Source organism: Micromonospora sp. WMMD967 (assembly GCF_029626165.1).
In the GTDB taxonomy this organism is placed as follows: Bacteria; Actinomycetota; Actinomycetes; order Mycobacteriales; family Micromonosporaceae; genus Micromonospora; species Micromonospora taraxaci.
Map to the genome: position 1 here is coordinate 1,510,849 of NZ_JARUBK010000001.1, position 17,306 is coordinate 1,528,154.

General features: G+C 69.5%; 15 protein-coding genes and 1 tRNA gene. 9 read left to right on the plus strand and 7 right to left on the minus strand.

Annotation, left to right across the window (positions count from 1 at the left end):
- The first annotated feature begins 296 nt into the window (after nucleotides 1–296).
- The 6 genes from tmk (at nucleotide 297) to ricT (ending at nucleotide 6,239) form a co-directional block, all read left to right on the plus strand.
- Nucleotides 297–2,387: a dTMP kinase gene (tmk, locus tag O7631_RS07205; RefSeq protein ID WP_278147869.1), complete on the plus strand. Its 2,091-nt coding sequence runs from the start codon at nucleotides 297–299 to the stop codon at nucleotides 2,385–2,387.
- Complete coding sequence (locus O7631_RS07210) at nucleotides 2,387–3,652, plus strand: DNA polymerase III subunit delta' (RefSeq protein WP_278143549.1); 1,266 nt, start codon at nucleotides 2,387–2,389, stop codon at nucleotides 3,650–3,652. The genes tmk and O7631_RS07210 overlap by 1 nt, the downstream gene beginning before the upstream one ends.
- Before the next feature lie 123 nt (nucleotides 3,653–3,775).
- The gene (locus tag O7631_RS07215) at nucleotides 3,776–4,105 is read left to right on the plus strand and encodes a YbaB/EbfC family nucleoid-associated protein (RefSeq protein ID WP_007454690.1); all 330 of its coding nucleotides are present in this window, start codon (nucleotides 3,776–3,778) and stop codon (nucleotides 4,103–4,105) included.
- Between the two features lies 1 nt (nucleotide 4,106).
- The gene (locus O7631_RS07220) at nucleotides 4,107–4,412 is read left to right on the plus strand and encodes a hypothetical protein (protein WP_278143550.1); all 306 of its coding nucleotides are present in this window, start codon (nucleotides 4,107–4,109) and stop codon (nucleotides 4,410–4,412) included.
- Complete coding sequence (locus tag O7631_RS07225; protein ID WP_278143552.1) at nucleotides 4,412–5,092, plus strand: hypothetical protein; 681 nt, start codon at nucleotides 4,412–4,414, stop codon at nucleotides 5,090–5,092. The genes O7631_RS07220 and O7631_RS07225 overlap by 1 nt, the downstream gene beginning before the upstream one ends.
- 307 nt (nucleotides 5,093–5,399) lie before the next feature.
- Nucleotides 5,400–6,239, plus strand: coding sequence for a regulatory iron-sulfur-containing complex subunit RicT (gene ricT, locus O7631_RS07230; RefSeq protein WP_269681451.1), 840 nt, complete (start codon nucleotides 5,400–5,402; stop codon nucleotides 6,237–6,239).
- Nucleotides 6,240–6,341: 102 nt separating this feature from the next.
- Here ricT and O7631_RS07235 read toward each other — a convergent pair whose 3' ends face one another.
- Entirely contained in the window at nucleotides 6,342–8,123 is a 1,782-nt protein-coding gene (locus O7631_RS07235; RefSeq protein WP_278143554.1) for a metallophosphoesterase, read from the minus strand.
- 114 nt (nucleotides 8,124–8,237) lie between these two features.
- Between O7631_RS07235 and O7631_RS07240 the strand changes: the two genes are divergently transcribed.
- Nucleotides 8,238–8,311 (plus strand) — tRNA-Thr (locus O7631_RS07240).
- Nucleotides 8,312–8,806: 495 nt separating this feature from the next.
- Here the strand turns inward: O7631_RS07240 and O7631_RS07245 are convergent.
- The 6 genes from O7631_RS07245 to O7631_RS07270 all read right to left on the minus strand — a co-directional run bounded on the left by O7631_RS07245 (nucleotide 8,807) and on the right by O7631_RS07270 (nucleotide 16,508).
- Nucleotides 8,807–9,727: a Nif3-like dinuclear metal center hexameric protein gene (locus O7631_RS07245; protein WP_278143555.1), complete on the minus strand. Its 921-nt coding sequence runs from the start codon at nucleotides 9,725–9,727 to the stop codon at nucleotides 8,807–8,809.
- Nucleotides 9,728–10,248: 521 nt separating this feature from the next.
- Nucleotides 10,249–13,707 (minus strand): FxSxx-COOH system tetratricopeptide repeat protein, encoded by a 3,459-nt coding sequence (gene fxsT, locus O7631_RS07250; RefSeq protein ID WP_278143556.1) that lies wholly within the window; start codon nucleotides 13,705–13,707, stop codon nucleotides 10,249–10,251.
- Entirely contained in the window at nucleotides 13,707–14,402 is a 696-nt protein-coding gene (locus O7631_RS07255) for a toll/interleukin-1 receptor domain-containing protein (RefSeq protein ID WP_278143557.1), read from the minus strand. Before O7631_RS07255 ends, fxsT begins: the two co-directional genes overlap by 1 nt.
- The gene (locus tag O7631_RS07260) at nucleotides 14,399–14,914 is read right to left on the minus strand and encodes a hypothetical protein (protein WP_278143559.1); all 516 of its coding nucleotides are present in this window, start codon (nucleotides 14,912–14,914) and stop codon (nucleotides 14,399–14,401) included. Before O7631_RS07260 ends, O7631_RS07255 begins: the two co-directional genes overlap by 4 nt.
- A 343-nt stretch (nucleotides 14,915–15,257) precedes the next feature.
- Entirely contained in the window at nucleotides 15,258–15,902 is a 645-nt protein-coding gene (locus tag O7631_RS07265; protein ID WP_278143560.1) for a class I SAM-dependent methyltransferase, read from the minus strand.
- A 3-nt stretch (nucleotides 15,903–15,905) separates the two neighbouring features.
- The gene (locus O7631_RS07270) at nucleotides 15,906–16,508 is read right to left on the minus strand and encodes a DUF5565 family protein (protein ID WP_278143561.1); all 603 of its coding nucleotides are present in this window, start codon (nucleotides 16,506–16,508) and stop codon (nucleotides 15,906–15,908) included.
- Nucleotides 16,509–16,533: 25 nt separating this feature from the next.
- Here O7631_RS07270 and O7631_RS07275 point away from each other — a divergent pair, with 25 nt between their 5' ends.
- Both O7631_RS07275 and O7631_RS07280 read left to right on the plus strand, forming a co-directional pair.
- Nucleotides 16,534–16,710 carry a VOC family protein gene (locus tag O7631_RS07275; protein WP_278143562.1) on the plus strand — a complete coding sequence of 59 codons (177 nt, stop codon included), beginning with the start codon at nucleotides 16,534–16,536 and terminating at the stop codon, nucleotides 16,708–16,710.
- Between the two features lie 31 nt (nucleotides 16,711–16,741).
- The gene (locus O7631_RS07280) at nucleotides 16,742–17,293 is read left to right on the plus strand and encodes a DUF4240 domain-containing protein (RefSeq protein WP_278143563.1); all 552 of its coding nucleotides are present in this window, start codon (nucleotides 16,742–16,744) and stop codon (nucleotides 17,291–17,293) included.
- Nucleotides 17,294–17,306: the final 13 nt, after the last annotated feature.

A 17,306-nucleotide genomic window follows, 5' to 3' on the forward strand; every position in this document is an offset into this window, starting at 1 on the left:
CGGCGAATGCGAAATACCCTCGCGTACGTCCGGGCTGCGGCCGGTGGCTCCGGCGGCCTAGGCTCAGCGAGCAGGAGAATGTCGCCGGTGGGGTGGCCCCCCACCGGGTCTAGAGTGTTCCACCGGAGGCGCCCAGTGATGGGCCGGCACGTGGAGGTACGGCCATCGAAAGCCAGAACAGCGGCGAGTCGCCCGGCGTGTCGCGCTCCGGCGATCGATCCGATGCCGCTGCCAATCAGCCCAGCGGCGGTCAGGTCGATCCGTCCGGCTATGCCGCCATCCGGTCAGTTCTGCGCATCCAGCCGTTCCGCCGGCTCTGGATCGTGCTCGGCGCGGCCTCCTTCGGTGACTGGCTCGGCCTGCTGGCCACCGCCCTCTTCGCCGCCTCGCAGGTGCAGGGCAGCACCGCCCAGGGTGCCGCGTTCGGTGGGGTCACCGCGATCCGGCTGCTGCCCGCGCTGGTACTCGGCCCGGTGGCCGGCGTTCTCGCCGACCGGTTCGACCGACGCTGGACGATGGTCATCTGTGACCTGCTGCGCTTCGTGCTCTTCGCCTCCATTCCGCTCTACGCCCTCTCCGGCGCGGCCGGTGGCCTGGTGGTCGGCTGGGCGTTGATCGCCACGTTCCTGATCGAGTCACTCACCCTGCTCTGGATCCCGGCCAAGGAGGCCGCGGTCCCCAACCTGATCCCGCGCGCCCGGCTGGAGGCGGCCAACCAGCTCACACTGATCACCACGTACGGCCTCACCCCGGTCGCCGCCGCCATCGGCCTCGCCGTGCTCGACCGAGGCGTCCGTGGTGCCGTCGGCGGCGATCTTCCCTCCTGGGCCGAGCCGGCCCAGCTCGCGCTCTGGATCAACGCCTTCTCCCGACTCGCCACCGCATTGGTGGTGGCGTTCGGGATCAAGGAGATCAGCGACGCGCAACGCGGTGAGGCCGAACGTGCCGAGCAGAGCATGTTCCGGCAGTTCTCCGAGGGCTGGAAGTACATCGGCCAGACCCCGCTCGTCCGTGGCCTGGTGCTGGGCATCTTCGGCGCGTTCGCCGGTGGCGGCATCGTGGTCGGAACGGCCAAGTTCTTCGCCAACTCGCTGGGCGCCGGCGACGCCGCGTTCTCCCTGCTCTTCGGGGCCATCTTCGTCGGCCTGGCGCTCGGCATCGGGCTCGGCCCGATGATCGTCAAGGAGATGTCCCGGCGTCGCTGGTTCGGCATGAGCATCGTGCTCGCCAGCGCCGCCGTGATGACCCTCGCCTTCGCCATCCACCTGTCCATGGCGATCGTCGGTGCGGTGCTGGTCGGCGCCGGTGCCGGGATGGCGTTCCTGGCCGGCACGACGCTGCTCGGTGGCGAGGTGGCCGACGAGGTGCGCGGCCGGGTCTTCGCCGTGGTGCAGATCGGCACCCGGCTGGTGCTGATCCTGGCCATCGGGCTGAGCAGCGTGTTGGTCGGCGTCGGCGGCTCCCGCAAACTGGCCATCGCCGACCTGGGCGTGTCCATCTCCTCGACCCGGCTGCTGCTCCTCGCCGCCGGTGCGGCCGGCATCTTCGCCGGGATCAGCGCGTTCGGCCAGATGGACGACAAGAAGGGTGTCCCCGTCCTCGCCGACCTCTGGGGCTCGATCCGGGGCCGTCCGTTGATGCCCTCCGAGCCGTTCGTCTCCACCGGGCTGTTCGTGGTCTTCGAGGGCGGCGAGGGCGCCGGCAAGTCCACCCAGCTCGCCGCGCTCGCCGAGCGGCTGCGCGGCCAGGGGCGCGACGTGGTGGTCACCCGGGAACCGGGGGCGACAGCTGTCGGTCAGCGGATCCGGTCGCTGGTGCTGGACACGTCCGGCGACGAGGCCCCCTCGCCGCGGGCCGAGGCGCTGCTCTACGCCGCCGACCGCGCGCACCACGTGGCCGCCGTGGTCCGGCCCGCGCTGGTCCGGGGCGGAGTGGTGATCAGCGACCGGTACGTCGACTCGTCCCTGGCGTACCAGGGAGCGGGCCGGACGCTGCCCGTCGACGAGGTCTCCTGGCTCTCCTCCTGGGCCACCGGTGGGCTCAAGCCCGACCTGGTCGTGCTGCTGGACGTCGAGCCGCACACCGGCCTGTCCCGGGTCGCCTCGCGCAACGCCGGCACCGACCGGCTGGAGGCCGAGTCGGTCGCCTTCCACGAGCGCGTCCGGTACGCCTTCCTCGACCTCGCCGCCGCCGACCCGAAGCGCTACCTGGTCCTCGACGCGTCCCGACCGGCCGACGAGATCACCGGGCAGGTGGTCCGCCGTGTCGAGGAGATGCTCGGCAGCCCGGGCGGCATCGTGCACCCCCGGCCGGCGCAGGGCCCGAACACCTCGGTGCAGCCTGAGTTATCCGACGCGGAGCTGGTGACGATGGAGCACAAGACCTGATGCCGGACGTCTTCGCCGACCTGGTCGGTCAGGACGAGGCGGTGACCGAGCTGCGCCGGGCCGCCGCCGCGGCGGCGGCCGTGCTGCGCGCGGGCGCGGTCGACCGGGCGCCCGCGTTGATCGCCGCCGGCGACGCCGACGCGCTCGATGGCGACACCCCGGCCGGCGGGGTGGACCCGGCCGCCGGGATGACGCACGCCTGGATCTTCACCGGCCCTCCCGGCTCCGGCCGCTCGGTCGCCGCCCGGGCGTTCGCCGCCGCACTCCAGTGCGTGCACGGCACGGGCTGCGGTGAGTGCCCCGGCTGCCGCACCACCATGGGCGGCACCCACGCCGACGTTCGGCTGGTGGTGCCGGAAGGGCTGTCCATCGGCGTCAACGAAATGCGTGCGCTGGTGCTGCGGGCGGCCAGCACCCCCTCGGGCGGCCGCTGGCAGGTGGTGATCATCGAGGACGCTGACCGGCTCACCGAGGCCGCCGGCAACGCGCTGCTCAAGGCGATCGAGGAACCCCCGCCGCGTACGGTCTTCCTGCTCTGTGCGCCGTCCACCCACCCGGACGACATCTCGGTGACCATCCGGTCGCGCTGTCGCGTCGTACCCCTGCGGCAGCCGCCTGCCACCGCGGTGGCCGAGGTGCTGGTCCGCCGGGACGGCGTCGCGCCCGACGTGGCGCAGTGGGCGGCGGCGGCAGCGCAGGGGCACGTGGGTCGGGCCCGCCGCCTGGCCCGCGACCCGGAGGCACGCAAGCGGCGCGAGGCGGTGCTCGCGGTGCCCCGCCGGTTGACAGGTGTCGGCGCGGCGTTCGACGCGGCGTCCGCGCTGATCGAGGCGGCCGAGGCGGAGGCGGCGGCGTCGGTCACCGAGGCCGACGCGGCCGAGCGGGCGGCACTGGAGACCGCGCTCGGCGCGGGTGGCACCGGCCGGGGCGCGTCCGGCGCGATCCGGGGTGCCGCCGGTCAGCTCAAGGAGTTGGAGAAGCGGCAGAAGTCCCGGGCCACCCGGGCCCAGCGGGACGCGCTGGACCGGGCGCTCGTCGACCTGGCCGGCTTCTACCGGGACGCGCTCACGATGGCGCTGCGCGCGCCCGTCGCCCCGGTGCACACCGACACCGCCGCGTTGGCCGGTGCCGGCGCGCAGAAGTGGGACGCCGAGGGGGCACTGCGCCGGCTGGAGGCCGTGCTCGCCTGCCGGGCGGCCATCGAGTCGAACGTGAAACCGCGGATCGCCGTCGAGGCGATGATGCTCGCCCTCTGGAAGGGCTGACCCGCACCCCTCCGAGCGTTGTCCACAGGCATCGACAGGTCCGATTGCTGTGCGGTACGGTCCGTGTGCCGTGGTGACGGTGAGGGCACGCTGAGTAAGGGATCACCCGGGAGGAGTCGGCCGATGCCGCGGGGGGAGATCGACGAAGCCTGGATCGAGGAGGCGGTGCGGCGCTACCGCCGCATCGAGTCGCTACAGGCCGAGTTCGACCAGGCGGTGTCGACCGTCGAGGTCACCGTCCGTTCTCCGGACGGTCTGGTCGAGGTGGTGGTGACCGCCGGGGGGCGGATCACCGACGTCCGGTTCCTCGGGCCGCTGCACACCCGCAGCCCTCGGGACGTGGCCGGCTCCGTGCAGGCGGCGGTCACCGCAGCGGCGGACGCCGCCGAATGGGCCCGGGAAAAGCTGCACAACGAGACGTTCGCCGCCTACCGACCGCTCGCGGGAGCCTGAGATGGACACACTGCGCGCGCTCTCCGCCCGACTGGACGAGGCGAGCGCCACGCTCACCGCCGTCTCGCACACCGTCACCGCCACCGACCCGTCCCAGGCCGCCTTCGGTGCCGACGCCCCGGGTCGGCCCGGCGAGATCGGTCGTGCCTTGCACCGGCAGTGGGCCACCGCCACCGACGACCGGGCCCGCGAGGCCCGCGCCGCCGCCGGTCGACTGGCCACCGCCGCCGCGGCGGTGCGGGAGGCCGCCGACCGCTATGCCGACGTCGACCGCGCGGCCCGCCGCCGGCTCGCCGGAGAGCAGTGATGGACGCGCTGGACCGGCTCGCCGAGCCCGGCCTCGACCTGCTGCACCGGGTGGACTCCCTCATCGCGGCGGGAGTCCCGGAGGGCCACCGGGTCTGGCCGCTGCTGCGTCGGATGCAGGTGCTGCCGGGCGACGCGGTGCGCGGCTTCCTCGACCTCCACCCCGCACCGCTCGCCGGCGCCGGGCACGCGGTGCGTCGGCTCGTCCGGGGGTACGACGACGTCTCCGCCGCGCTCACCGACGCGGTGCTCTGGTCCGGCCCGGCCGCCACGGCGTACGGGCAGCAGCGGGCGGCACTGCTGCACCACCTCGACGAGGGGCCGGACAGCCTGGTCGGGCGGCTCGAATCCACAGCCGGCTACGCCGACGCTCTCGCCGACTGGGTGGAGGGCAGCCGACTCGCGCTGGCCCGGACGCTGGCCGACGTGCTGCGCTCCGCGGAAGCGGTAGCCGTGGTGGCCGCCACCGCCACCGGTGTGTCGACGCGGCCCGGGCCGGTCGGCCCCGGCGTTGCCGACGCGGCCGAGATAGCCGCACGGGTGCTGGCGGTGCTCTGCGTGGCGTACGACGGTGCGGAGACGCTGCTGCGTCAGTGGGCGCCGAGCCTCGCCGAGGCGACGTGGCGACCACCGATGGAGGGGCGACCCCGCTACGACCAGCCCACCCGGGTCGGCTGGTAGCCGGCGCCCCGGTCCACGGCCGTCGCCGCACAGGTCCCGGACAGACCACGGCGTCGCTCACGGGCGCCTGACCTGAGTCGGCTCCCCGGCGACGCCGTGGTCTTCCCCCTGCACCCCCCGCAGGTGTGCCTTCACTCAACGCTGTCGGGGTACGTCTTGTCTCCTGCCCGGGCCCGGATTCAACCGTCCGGGCGAGGAGCAACGGCACGACGGGCCGCCCGGCAATAGGTCGATTCGACGGTCATGGATGCGAATGGCGTCATCGACCGAGGTGCTCTCCGCCACGAAGGCGTCGTAGGGTGGGGGGATGGGCATGCTCTGCGCGGTCAGCTTCAACCGGTACGGGCGCCTCTACTACCTCGATCCCGGTGAGTTGCGCCCGCAGGTCGGCGACAAGGTGCTGGTGCCCACCGACGACGGGCCCGAGGTGGCGGAGTGCGTGTGGGCCGCGCAGTGGGTGACCGAGGAGACCGACGGTTTCCCCCGGCTGCTGGGGCTGGCCGCCGACGACGACCTGCGGCGGGACGAGACGCTGCGTCGCCGCAAGGCCGAGGCCAAGGTGGCCGCGAAACGGCTCATCCGCTCGCACGGCCTGCCGATGAAGGTGGTTGCCGTCGACCACGTGCTCGGCTCCGCCGAAGGCGGCGGCGAGCGCAGCACCGTGTATTTCACCGCACCGCACCGGGTGGACTTCCGCTCCCTGGTCCGTGACCTGGGTGCCACCCTGCACTGCCGGGTCGAGCTGCGTCAGCTCTCCGCCCGTGACTCGGCGCGCGTGCAGGGCGGCATCGGCTCCTGCGGTCGGGACCTGTGCTGTGCCACCTTCCTGACCGACTTCGAGCCGGTGACCATTCGGATGGCGAAGGACCAGGACCTACCACTGAACCCGCTGCGCATCTCCGGTGCGTGCGGCCGGCTGATGTGCTGCCTGAAGTACGAACACCCGCTGTACCAGCGTTTCCAGGAGACGGCTCCGGCGGTCGGCAGTCGGGTCTCCACCCCTGAGGGTGACGGCCGGGTGGTCGGCCACAGCGTCCCGAGAGACGCGGTGACGGTCCGCCTGGACGCCGACGGCTCCCGCTGCTCCTGCTCCCGCGCCTCCGTCTGCGCCCCCCGCCAAGCCCACGACCAGCACTACACCCCCTAACCCCCAACCCCGCTTTCGCGGTGATCAAGAGGTTTGCGTCATGCTCGGCTCGATTTCTGACGCAAACCTCTTGATCACCTGCGCTCTGCGGGTGGGTAGGGGTCAGGGCAGGACTGTGGGGGGTTCCGCCAGGCGGGGGGTCAGGGTGGTCTTCGGGGTCAGCCAGCTTGCTGTTGGGGACTGGTCCGGGTTCACCTGCCAGTCCCGGGAGACCCGGTCGACAGCGATCGGGAAGATCGTCAGCGTGCCGTCCGGGTCGATGCGCAACCGCAGGAACACCTTCGAGTCCTCGATGCCCTGACCGGCGAAGAGTTCGTTGACGTTCACCCCGAACGAGCCCGCCACCAGCAGGTACGCGGCCACCAACTGGCTGGCCACCAGGCCGATCACCGGACCGTAGAGCACCGCCGCGGCGACCGCCGGCAGCGGCCACGGCCAGTCGTAGAACGGCAGGGCCAACCACGCCCACGTGCCGGCCGCCGCGAGGGCCACCTGCGCCACGCCGTGGCCGACGCCGAGAATCCCGTGCCGTACGTGCCGCTTGCCGCTCGCACTCGGCGGTTTGGCGAACAGGATCGCCGCCAGCACCGTCACGAGCACCATCACCACCAGCGGGACGCTGAACAGTCGCTGACCCGTGCTGTCCGCCCAGTTCGCCGTCGCGCCCGCCATGGCCAGCATCAGCAGGGTGTGCAGGATGCCGAGCAGGGTGGTGAAGCCCGGATTGCGGAACGGCAGCCTCGGGAAGATGCCCCAGCCGTAGCGACGGGAGCGGGCCGCGTCCGGATAGCGGGCCACCAGGTCGTACGGCTGGGAAGAGCTGGCCCGGCGGGCCAGGGTGTCCCGCGGCGGCACCTCAATGCGCTCGGGCAGTTTGTGGGTGGGGTAGAGGTAGGCGCCGCCTCCGCCGCACGTGATCAGTTGCCGTTCCGGCCCGGAGTAGCGGGCGTAGTGGTGCAGGTCCCCGGAGATCAACAGCCGCACCCGCGCCCCGGTCGGATCGATGATCGTCCGGATGAAGTAGTCGATCGAGTCGTACGCCGTCGGGCTGTCGGCCGCCTTGACCCAGGTCGGCGCCGGCGCTGCGATGATCACCTTCGACTCCGGGCCGAGCCGTCGGGCCACCTCGTCGAAGTAGGCCAACTGCGGGTCGTCCAGGTACGAGCCGGACTGGTCGTCCACACCGAGAAGCCACCAGCCCGCCGGCAGCTCGACAGCGAAGTACGACCGGGACTGGCCGGTGCCCCACCCGGCGAAGTTCCGGTCCCGGGAGCGGACGAACAACCGCAGGAACGCGGTCAGACCGTCGTACCAGTCGTGGTTGCCCGGCACCGCGAAGAGCGTGGGCTTCTCGGGCGGCGGCACGGGCAGCGCGGCCTGGTAGGGCCCCTTGCACCGGTCCTCGTACGAGGCGTAGGCCGCCGACGGGTACACCTGGTCGCCACCCATCACCAGCGTCTGCGCCCGGGGCAGCCGGTGCCCGTCGACCGTCAGCTCGGGCTGCGCCAGCAGGTACGCCACCGAGTAGGTGGCGTTGAAGCCGTCGCCCAGGTCCGCCACGTAGTCCAGCCACAGCCCGCCGTCCGGCCCCACCTGGCGGAAGACACCGTCGTCGAACGCGTTCTGCAACTCGCGCTTGTCCAGGTACGCCCCGAACAGCACCGCCAGCAGCGTACGGATGCCGGTGCTGATCAGCAGGAACGGCGCCAGCCACGGAACCGGCTTGCGGGGCGTGAAGCCCAGCTCAAGCGGGTCGGTGCTGCTCGGCCGGTGGGCGGCGCGTTCGGCCGGTACCGGATCAGGGCGTTCGGTGGCGTCGTTCGGGTGGCCGGGGTGGTCGCGTTCGTCGCTCACCCGCCGCAGCGTAGTCCCGGTCCCGATCATCCGCTGTCTGGTAAACGTCCAGATAGCGATTGATGTCCGGTTGGTGCGCACGGACGGTGTGGGGGTATCCCGTTCGGCTGGCGACGTCGGGGTGCCGTACACTTGCTGATCGTTGCCGCCTTAGCTCAGTCGGCTAGAGCGACGCACTCGTAATGCGTAGGTCGACGGTTCGATTCCGTCAGGCGGCTCGGCACGGAAGCCCAGGTCATCGACCTGGGCTTCGCCGTTTCCCAAGGTCCACGACACCGCCGCCGGACGTGCCAGTCCGCAGATAGTCCGCATCCCGAGCCGCGACCCGCCTCGTCCAGCCGGTTGGCGACCGCGTCCAGGTCGTCACCGAATAGCCCGGCGTACACGTCAAGGCGGCCCGCAAGCGGGCCGCGCCGGCCCGGCCCCGGCCTGCTGGCGACCTTCGGCCGGCATCGGCCGGGCCTGCCGGCCACGCTTGGGGACGACAAGACCTCGGAAGACCTCGGGGCGCTGCTCCGAACCCCGACCCTCCTCAGAGATGCCGCCGCAGATCACCTCGCCGGGCACCACACGGGCTGCCAGCTTCCCCGGACGGGGCCAAGGTCGCACGTCCGGTAGGGCGCTCCACCTTGTCCCCGTCCGGGGAGGCTGGACGGTGTGGCGACTGACCGACGAGGAGATCTGCTCATTCGCCAAGAGCACTCGCTCACACTTCAACGCCACCAGCGCGGTTCCCGGATGGGGCGAAGGGTTATCCGGTGGTTTTCCGCGATCCAGCGGGCGAGCTGTGTCTCGATGACCAGGTGTTCGCTGGCGGCGTGTGAGACGCCGATCAGGGTCATACCGGTGGTGGCTGAGAAGGCATTTACGTCGGCGAACTTGCGGCGTCCGTAGTCGCCCTCTATGCGTACGTGCAGCTCACCGGTCAGATACGCCTGAGCGCCCATACGTTCGGCCAATGCCATCTGGTCGACGTGATCCCCGATGCCGCCGACTACCGCGACACGGGTTAGCGCGTCGTGGATTGCTCCCGCGACCTCGACGGTGTCCACGGCGAAGATTTCCCGGGCGCGGTCTACGAGAGCGGTGCTGCTGATCGTCGGAATGTCGGCGACGAGCCCGGCGTGGCCGTCGCCATACGGCCAGAACTGGTTGACGACAGTGCCGTTCAGTGCTTCAACGATGGCCGCTGCGGTGCCGACCCGCAGCGAGGTGTCCATCGGGGCGTGGCAGGCGTACATCGACAGTTCACGCTCGGCGATGGCCTTCAGTTGGGTCGCGTCGATCGGTACGAAGCCCTCTGCCCAGGTGTCGTCTTCGGGTGAGCCGTTACGCACGTCGATCGGATGGTGGGTGACCAGCAGGTCGCCGCGCCTGGCCACGGCCAGCCAAGCGTCGATGACTTCGGCCGATGGGAAGCAGGCACCGTACACGGTGCGAACTGTCGGGTGGCCGCGGCGCATGAGCCCGTTGAACCGTTGGGCGAAAAGCGGCTCGACGAACGCCCGCCAGTCGGTGCCGACCTCATCGAAGACCCGGGGTAGGTGCCGGCTCATCGCGGTGTCGGGTGCGGACGCGTTGAGGGCGAACAGCTCATCCAGGGCGGCGACGATCCGATTGAGATCCACAACCATCCGCGGAGCCTACGACGTCACCGGGGCGGAGAGCACCTGCAGCCCGGTAGGCGTCGGACCGCACCGATGTCGGTGTACCCAACCGGTCCGGTGGCCGCGATGGGCCATCCACGGGCCAGTAACCGTGGCGCACCGCGGTCATGAGCGGGCACGAGCGGCATTCGGCTCTGCTGCCGATCGCAGGCGTTTCGGGCATCACGGCCCGTTGAGCACGCTATTCCAAACTGACGCTCCGCCGCCTGACCTGCAGTCCGCATCTAGTCGGCAGGAGGCCGACCGAAAGCGGGGGAGTGGTGTGAGATGTCGAGAGGTGTTTCCGCTGCTAGGCCGCCATGTACCGAGGTCGGAGGGCGGGCACGCGCCTGGGCGAGAAGGACGCTGGCCGTCAATCACCGACCGAAGATGACCGGAGACGACCAGTGGCACCCGAAGGAACAGCAGGGTCAGCCGTCAGGAAACGGCGGCTGACCTGGTGGGCGACGGACGAGTCGACCTGTACGCCGGATTCTCTTCGCCGCAGGTCACTGCGGATCGGGGTGGTCGTCCCCGAGGGTGCGGCGGCGTCGGTTGAGGGTGTCTTCGTTGAGGGCGCGGGCCTGTTCGTGCTGGCCGAGCTGGCGCAGGTCGACGGCGAGGTTGTGGGCGGAGGTCAGGGTGTCGGGGTGGTCGTTGCCGAGGGTGCGGCGGCGTCGGTTGAGGGTGTCTTCGTTGAGGGCGCGGGCCTGTTCGTGCTGGCCGAGCTGGCGCAGGTCGACGGCGAGGTTGTGGGCGGAGGTCAGGGTGTCGGGGTGGTCGTTGCCGAGGATGCGGCGGCGTCGGTTGAGGGTGTCCTCGTTGACGGCGCGGGCCTGTTCGTACTGCCCCAGCTCGGCTAGATCAACGGCGAGGTTCTGGGCGGAGGTCAGGGTGTCGGGGTGGTCGTTGCCGAGGATGCGGCGGCGTCGGTTGAGGGTGTCCTCGTTGACGGCGCGGGCCTGTTCGTACTGGCCGAGCTGGCGCAGGTCGACGGCGAGGTTGTGGGCGGAGGTCAGGGTGTCCGGGTGGTCGTGGCCAAGGCGGCGGCGTCGTCGGTTGAGGGTGTCTTCGTCGAGGGCGCGGGCCTGTTCGTGCTGGCCCAGCTCGTCTAGATCAATAGCGAGGTTGTTGGCGGAGGTCAGGGTGTCGGGGTGGTCGTTGCCGAGGATGCGGCGTCGTCGGTGGAGGGCGTCTTCATCGAGGGCGTGAGCCCGCTGGTGTTGGCCGAGTTGTCGGTGGGCGTAGGCGAGCATGGTTGAGGCGAAGAGAGTGGTGTCGTCGTCCGGGCCATATCGGTCGGTCCATTCGGTATGCAGGTGGTGGGCCAGGGGCAGGGCGGTGCGGGCGTCCCCGCGGGCGAGCAAGTGCCACACGGCACTGCAGGCGAGATAGCGCAGTTGGATGTTGGTGGTGGCGGCAGGGTCGCTGGCGAGGATGTGGGGCATCAGCCGGGCCCAGCGGGGCCAGTGAGCGGGGTCGGTGCCGTCGTCGGGCCGCGCGGCGATGAGCAGTTGGTCGACCTGCTGGCGGTAGGTGGTGCGCTGTTCGGGGGTGAAGGTATCCCTGAGGATGGTTTGGGTGAGGCGGTGCAGGATTGGCCCGTCGGCGGTGGGGCGGGCCAGGCCGTAGCGGGTGATGTGTCCGACGGTCCGGTCTAGGGCGATCGCGCTGCGTGCGGTGGTGGCGAGGGGCTCGGGCAGGGCTTGGTCGGGGACGTCGCGGAACAGGTGCAGGGGAACGGGTTCAGGGGCGAGGAACGCGCACAGCGTCAGCAGTTGCCCAGCGGCCGGGTCTTCCCGGTTGAGGCGTTCTGCGGCGACGCGTATCGCGGCGCCGAGGGCGACCGGGTAGCCGACCGGTGGCCGGTCTCGGAGCAAGTCCGCGGCGTGCTCGTCCAAGGTCTGGAGATAGTCCGGAACGGGCAGGCCGGTTTCGGCGAGCAGCTCGGCGGCCTGCGCCACCGCAAGAGGCAGATCGCCGAGGGCACCGGCGAGTTGTTCTGCCTCCGCTTCGCCCACCTGTGGCAGGTGGGTACGCAGCAGCGCCATCGACTCCGACCGGGCGAACACATCCACTCGGACCGGTTGAGCAACGCCCGTCCACACCGGACTTCGCGAGGTCACCACCACATGACCCGAGCCGCCCGGTAGCCACGGGTCAATATCCTCCCGGGCCTCGACGTTGTCGAAGACCAGTAGCAGTCGATCGGCCGAGCGGAGAAAACCCTTGACGCTGGTGACCGCAGATGGGACGTCGGTGTCAGCGTCGGCGACGCCGACGGCAGTGGCAAGCGCGGCGAACTGCTCGCCAATGAGCTCGGGCTGCTCGCTGGCGATCCACCACACCAACTCGTACTCACGAGCGAACCGGTACGCGTACTCGATGGCCAACTGGGTCTTACCCACCCCGCCCATGCCCTGCAGGGCGTAGACAACGGCCCGGCCGCCGCTGACCAGCGCCTGCCGGAGGTCGACAAGCATCCGATCCCGGCCGGTGAAGGCGGGGTTGCGAGGGGGCACATTCCATACCGATGGCAGTGAGCCGGGCAGCCGGTGAGTCTCGGTAAAGACGGGAAGGGTCTGAGTCAAGCCGTGTGGCTCCCTGGCCGCTGCGACGGCATAAATGATTGCCTCGGCTGTCGAGCCCAAGTCCGTTGGGTCGACGGTAAGGCCTTTGATACTGCCGAAGAATCCGGGTAACGCGTCTCGCCGGGCGCCGGGAAGATAACACGGGATCAACAGCCGCCGGGCATCGTCGTCGAGGGTCTGGCGGAAGAATTGCGCAGGTATCGTGAAGTTGGCCTTGTCGCTGTGGCTACCGACCAGCGCCACCATGTGCCGGGACTGGGTCAGCGTTTCTTCGATTGCCTCGGTCCAACTGTCGTCGTTGGAAGCCATTTCGGCGTCGAAGATGACCCGTAGGCCACCCCGGTTTCTCAGTTCTGTCACCAGCTTTCGGGCAACTGCACGGTCGGCCGCAGAGCTGCTGACGAAGACGTCGTAACTGACGTTGCCGTGCCGCAACAGCCCTTCCCGTTCGGCAGCCGCGATATAGGACTCGCGACTGGTGTCAAGGAGATCCGTCCGGTCGAGATTGTGCGCGATAAGCGCGGCGATAACCTCAAAAGAATAGGAAATCTGCCGAGGTGTCGGCTCTCGCTCGCTCAATGCGGCGAGCCCTTCACCGAAAGACCAGGCAGACACGTACGGCACTGTCGTGTAAGAAAGCACCTTCTCGACGGGCATATCCCGCCAGAGCCAGCCCGAGTACAGACTCGCTAGTTGCGTTTGGAAGCGGTCCTTCCACTCCACCGCTCGGTCGTACTCCTCGGTCTCGTCGAATCGCGCAGGGACGGGAACGATCGACAGGCGAGCGCGATCATATGGCAGGCCGTTGCGTGCCTTTTCAACCCGCTTCGCTACGTCCAAAGTGCCGTCCAGGCTCTGCCGATTCGCCGTGAAGAGCATGACGAGCACGTCAGGCAATTGAGCGGTACACACTGCGCCGATGTCGGTGATTCCGGTGCGGCTGTCGATGAGGACGAAGTCGTACTCCGCCGACCAGTGTCTGCGACGGGCCTCCAGGAAGCCACCGAGATCGCGCTCCTCGTAGAGCCATGACCAATTCAAGGACTGCGCTGAGTCGATATAATCGGGCCCCGAACTGCCAGCTGGCAATATGTGCAGGTCGCCCCGGATGTCGGGCAGGCAAACGTCGATGATGTGCTGGTCATGGTCGCCGATGCCCCCCCGCTCCCACTCGGAGATCATATCCACCACGCCGCCCAGCGGTGGTCGTGACAGCCAGTCACGGAAGTAGTAGGTGAGACCGGGCGCGTCGAGGTCCCAGTCGATGCAGAGCACCCGGAATCCCCAGCGGCTGAGGATGGCGCCCACGTTGGCCAGCGCGAAACTGCGGCCGACCCCGCCCTTGTACGAGTAGAACGTCACGACATTGCCGGCCATCAGGCACCTCCTAACCAAGACTTCGGATCCGTGGCGGCCGGTGCCGGCGGCACCGACGCCGGATCGGGAATCCTGACTGGCCAATCCTGCCATGGCGGAACCCATTCCAGCCTCTGGGTTACCAACTCCGCTAGGCGCCTAATGCATTCTTCAAAAGTCAGAAAGTCGGCGGATTGGGCGAACGCCGGGCTGACGCGGCACCACTTCTGCACGTTGGTCTTTGTGCGCGTCCGAGCCTCCGCGTCGAAGTAGTTGCCGTCGGCGTAGTGCAAGGGAAGAACCAATCCGGCAGGGTTGGTCGGGCCGGCGTGGGAACATATCCGCTCCCGCTCCTGCATGGAATACCACTCCGCCAAGCACCATGGTGAGGAGAAATAGGGTGCGTTCCAGACGGCGATCATCAGCTTTGAGCGAGACAAGCCACGACGGAGATGGTCAGGCCACCGCTCGCCGGTCTCCATTTGGGCGTCGAGATAAATCCTTGGCCGGTCCGGCAACAGGTCGCCAAGGAACTTTTCCAGCAGCTGTGCGAAGTACTCGGTAACCCACTCGGCCGCACTGCCGCTGCGCCGGCAGTAGCTGAGGAAGACGTCGTACTCGTAACATCCCTCCATCGGCGAGGACGGTGCACCGCCGATGGTCTGCTCGTTCTTTACCGACACGAGCTCGCCGGGCTGGCGGTCGTGAACACTCACGGCTGGGATGGGGTAGGGATGGCCGCACCTAGAGCCGGCACACCACAGGCCGCAGCCAGTAGGCCGGCGTAGGCGGCTAGGTGCTTCCAGGTCGTGTCGAGTGCGGCGCGCAGCTCGTCGGTACGGTCCCGGGCCCGCTTGTGATCCAGTGGCGAGACACTCCGGTCGCGACGATTCTCCGGATGCCGGTAGAACAACACCGGGCGGACAGCATAGTTGAGCATGACTACGACTAGGTAGCCGAGGTTGCACTCTTTGCCGTGTTTTGGCTCGGCGACGTCGGGGTCGTAGCGGCGCAGCGCCTCTCGCGAGATGCCGAACAGCGAGTACAGGCTAGTCATGGCTGCGCGAAGCAGCCCACGCTGCAGCGGGGCAACCCCGGCCCGGGTGATTAGCTCCACGTGCAGCCACGCCGCAGCCCGTTCGGTGTTGTTCAGCTCCCACGTCCCGGCCACCGAAACCAATTCCAGGTCGAGCTGAACCTCGACACTCTCGGGCGGACGAACCATCACCAATCCCATCCTCATGCCGATGCGACGTACCCATCATGCCGACGCCCTGCCAGGGCAGCGCGGCACCTCCCGGTTTCCGTGCCGCGCCGTCCATATTCGCCCAATTCGCCGAGGTGGCGGCGTAACAGCAATGGCCGCTGGACGGCTGCCCTTAGTGAAGCCCGCCATGGGTTAGGCAGCCCACGTTACGCATTGTCCTTCGTGGAAGGCCACCGGGCTTATCTCCTGCGCTGACGAGGCGGCCACGGACCGGGACGGAGTGGTGCCCGATTGCGGCACGAGCAGCCAAATGAGCAGCCGAACCAGCGGCCACCAGCGGACGACCGCGTACCGCCGTCCCGGGTCAGGGTTCGCGTCTCCCGAAGATGATCCCTCCGAGTTTGCTCTCGGGTGAGGTGAGGGTCGTCTGCGACTCCACCCGGAAGCCGCTCGTCCGCAGCCGGGCCGCCATCTGGTCGGGCTGGCGACGGTGCACGTCGACACTCATCGGGTGGCCGCCGTAGCCCTCCGTCTTGCGGGTCGTCTCGTCGCCGACGTGGAAGCCGAGCAGCAGCGGGCCTCCGGGACGCACCACCCTGCGGAAGTGCGCGAGCACCGCGCCGAGCTGGTCGTCCGGGATGTGGATGAGTGAGTACCAGGCGATCAGGCCGGTGACCGAACCGTCGGCCAGGTCGAGGTCGGTCATCGAGCCGACCTCGAACCTCAGGCCGGGATGATCACGGCGGGCCACCGCGATCATCCCGGGTGAGAGGTCGATCCCGAAGGCGTCGACGCCGAGCGTGTGCAGGTGGGCGGTGATGCGCCCGGTTCCGCAGCCCACGTCGACGACCGACCCGCCTCCGGCCGCGTCGACGAGTTCGGCGAACAACGCCAGAGCCGCCCGTTCGTGCGGTGACTGCGCCAGGAGGTCGCGTAACAGGTGCGCGTAACTGACGGCGACGGTGTCGTAGGAGGTTCGGGTGTCGGACAGCCAGTCGTCGACGCTCATGCCTCAGCTGGCCCGAGCAACGAAAGGCCCGGACCCCGTGGGGAAATCCCGGCGCTTGAGCTTCGCCATCCGGCCGTCCGGGTGGTGCCAGACCACGCCTTCCCAGCCCGGGTGGCCCAGCAGCCATTCACGCAGCCCGTCGTGGTCCAGCGGCGCCTCGCTCAGTTCCTCGACGTCCCCTGGAGCGGAGAAGCCGTGGCGGACGAGCTGATGGCCGGTGGCCTTCTCCGGGTTGCCGTTCACCTTCGGCCCGACCAGTTCGTAGGTGGCGCCTGGCTGTGGGCCGTCGAACTGGTCGACGATGGCGCCGAGGGCCTCGGCGTGGAACGCGGCGAAGGCGGACTGCTCGATCGGCTCCCAGCCGACGGTCTTGCCGGTCACGTCGTCGGTCATGACCGGCTGGTACCCAGGCGGCGTGGCCCTGCCCGGCTTGACCTCACGCCGGGCCCACCAGCGTTCGCCGTCGTACATGACGCAGGTGCCGTCGTACTTCCGGGTGGCTACTCCCTCGCCGTCGAGCACCCACCGGCAGTCCGGGTGGACGTCTGACGTCACCCGGCGCATGTCCTCCGGGTCACGTCGAAACAGGGTCGGGATCTTCCGCACGCGCCTGCTCCTTCCTGCTGCGCTGGTGCCGCACAGCATGAAGGAGCGGTGGTGCGCACTGCCACGGCTTATTGCGGTTCGGCAGGTCGCCGCCGGCGCCGACGTGGTCACCGAGCCGACAACACAACCCTGGGGGTACGCGGGAGCCTTCGCCGATCCGGACGGTCACCTGTGGATGGTCTCGGTCGACTCGGGGTCCTGAAAGCGTCGGTGGTGGTGGATACGGTCCACCGGTGACCGTGACCACTGATGCCCCTGGCACGTTGCCCACCCCCGCCGACGAGGCCCGCTTGTGGGCGCTCATCGAGTCGGCGTGGGCCGAGTTGGGCGCGGAGCCTGCCGCGCTCCGGCAGGCCCTCGTCGAACGCGACCCGACCGACGACGACGATGACGATGGCGACCCGTCCTACGCGATCGACGACTGGCTCGACCGGTTTCTCGACCGGCTGAAGCACCTGTGTGCCGAGCTGACCGGGCCGGAGTTGACCGACCTCGACCGGGTGGTGGAGCGCAAGCTGTACGACATCGATCGGGAGGACATCCACGAGGTGACCGACGGGTCGGACGACGGCTTCCTCTACTGCCGCGGGTTCATCGTCGCGCTCGGTCGGGCGTACTACGAGACAGTGCGCGCCGACCCCGCCATGGCCCTGCCGGACGCCGAGTGCGAAAGCATGTGTTACTTCTTCGCCCATCTGCACAACGACCGGTTCGGTTCGTGGCCGGAGACCGGCTCCGGCATCTCCCGGGAGTCGTTCGGCAACCCCGCCGGTTGGTCGACCTGACCCGGCCGGGCGA

Excerpts from the sequence above, each read along its gene's own strand:
- O7631_RS07225 (WP_278143552.1), top strand. The coding sequence starts at position 4,412 with ATGGACGCGCTGGACCGGCTCGCCGAGCCCGGCCTCGACCTGCTGCAC.
- O7631_RS07220 (WP_278143550.1), top strand. The coding sequence starts at position 4,107 with ATGGACACACTGCGCGCGCTCTCCGCCCGACTGGACGAGGCGAGCGCC.
- ricT (WP_269681451.1), top strand. The coding sequence starts at position 5,400 with ATGGGCATGCTCTGCGCGGTCAGCTTCAACCGGTACGGGCGCCTCTAC.
- O7631_RS07265 (WP_278143560.1), bottom strand. The coding sequence starts at position 15,902 with ATGAGCGTCGACGACTGGCTGTCCGACACCCGAACCTCCTACGACACC.
- O7631_RS07210 (WP_278143549.1), top strand. The coding sequence starts at position 2,387 with ATGCCGGACGTCTTCGCCGACCTGGTCGGTCAGGACGAGGCGGTGACC.
- O7631_RS07215 (WP_007454690.1), top strand. The coding sequence starts at position 3,776 with ATGCCGCGGGGGGAGATCGACGAAGCCTGGATCGAGGAGGCGGTGCGG.
- O7631_RS07245 (WP_278143555.1), bottom strand. The coding sequence starts at position 9,727 with ATGGTTGTGGATCTCAATCGGATCGTCGCCGCCCTGGATGAGCTGTTC.
- fxsT (WP_278143556.1), bottom strand. The coding sequence starts at position 13,707 with ATGGCCGGCAATGTCGTGACGTTCTACTCGTACAAGGGCGGGGTCGGC.
- O7631_RS07235 (WP_278143554.1), bottom strand. The coding sequence starts at position 8,123 with ATGATCGGGACCGGGACTACGCTGCGGCGGGTGAGCGACGAACGCGAC.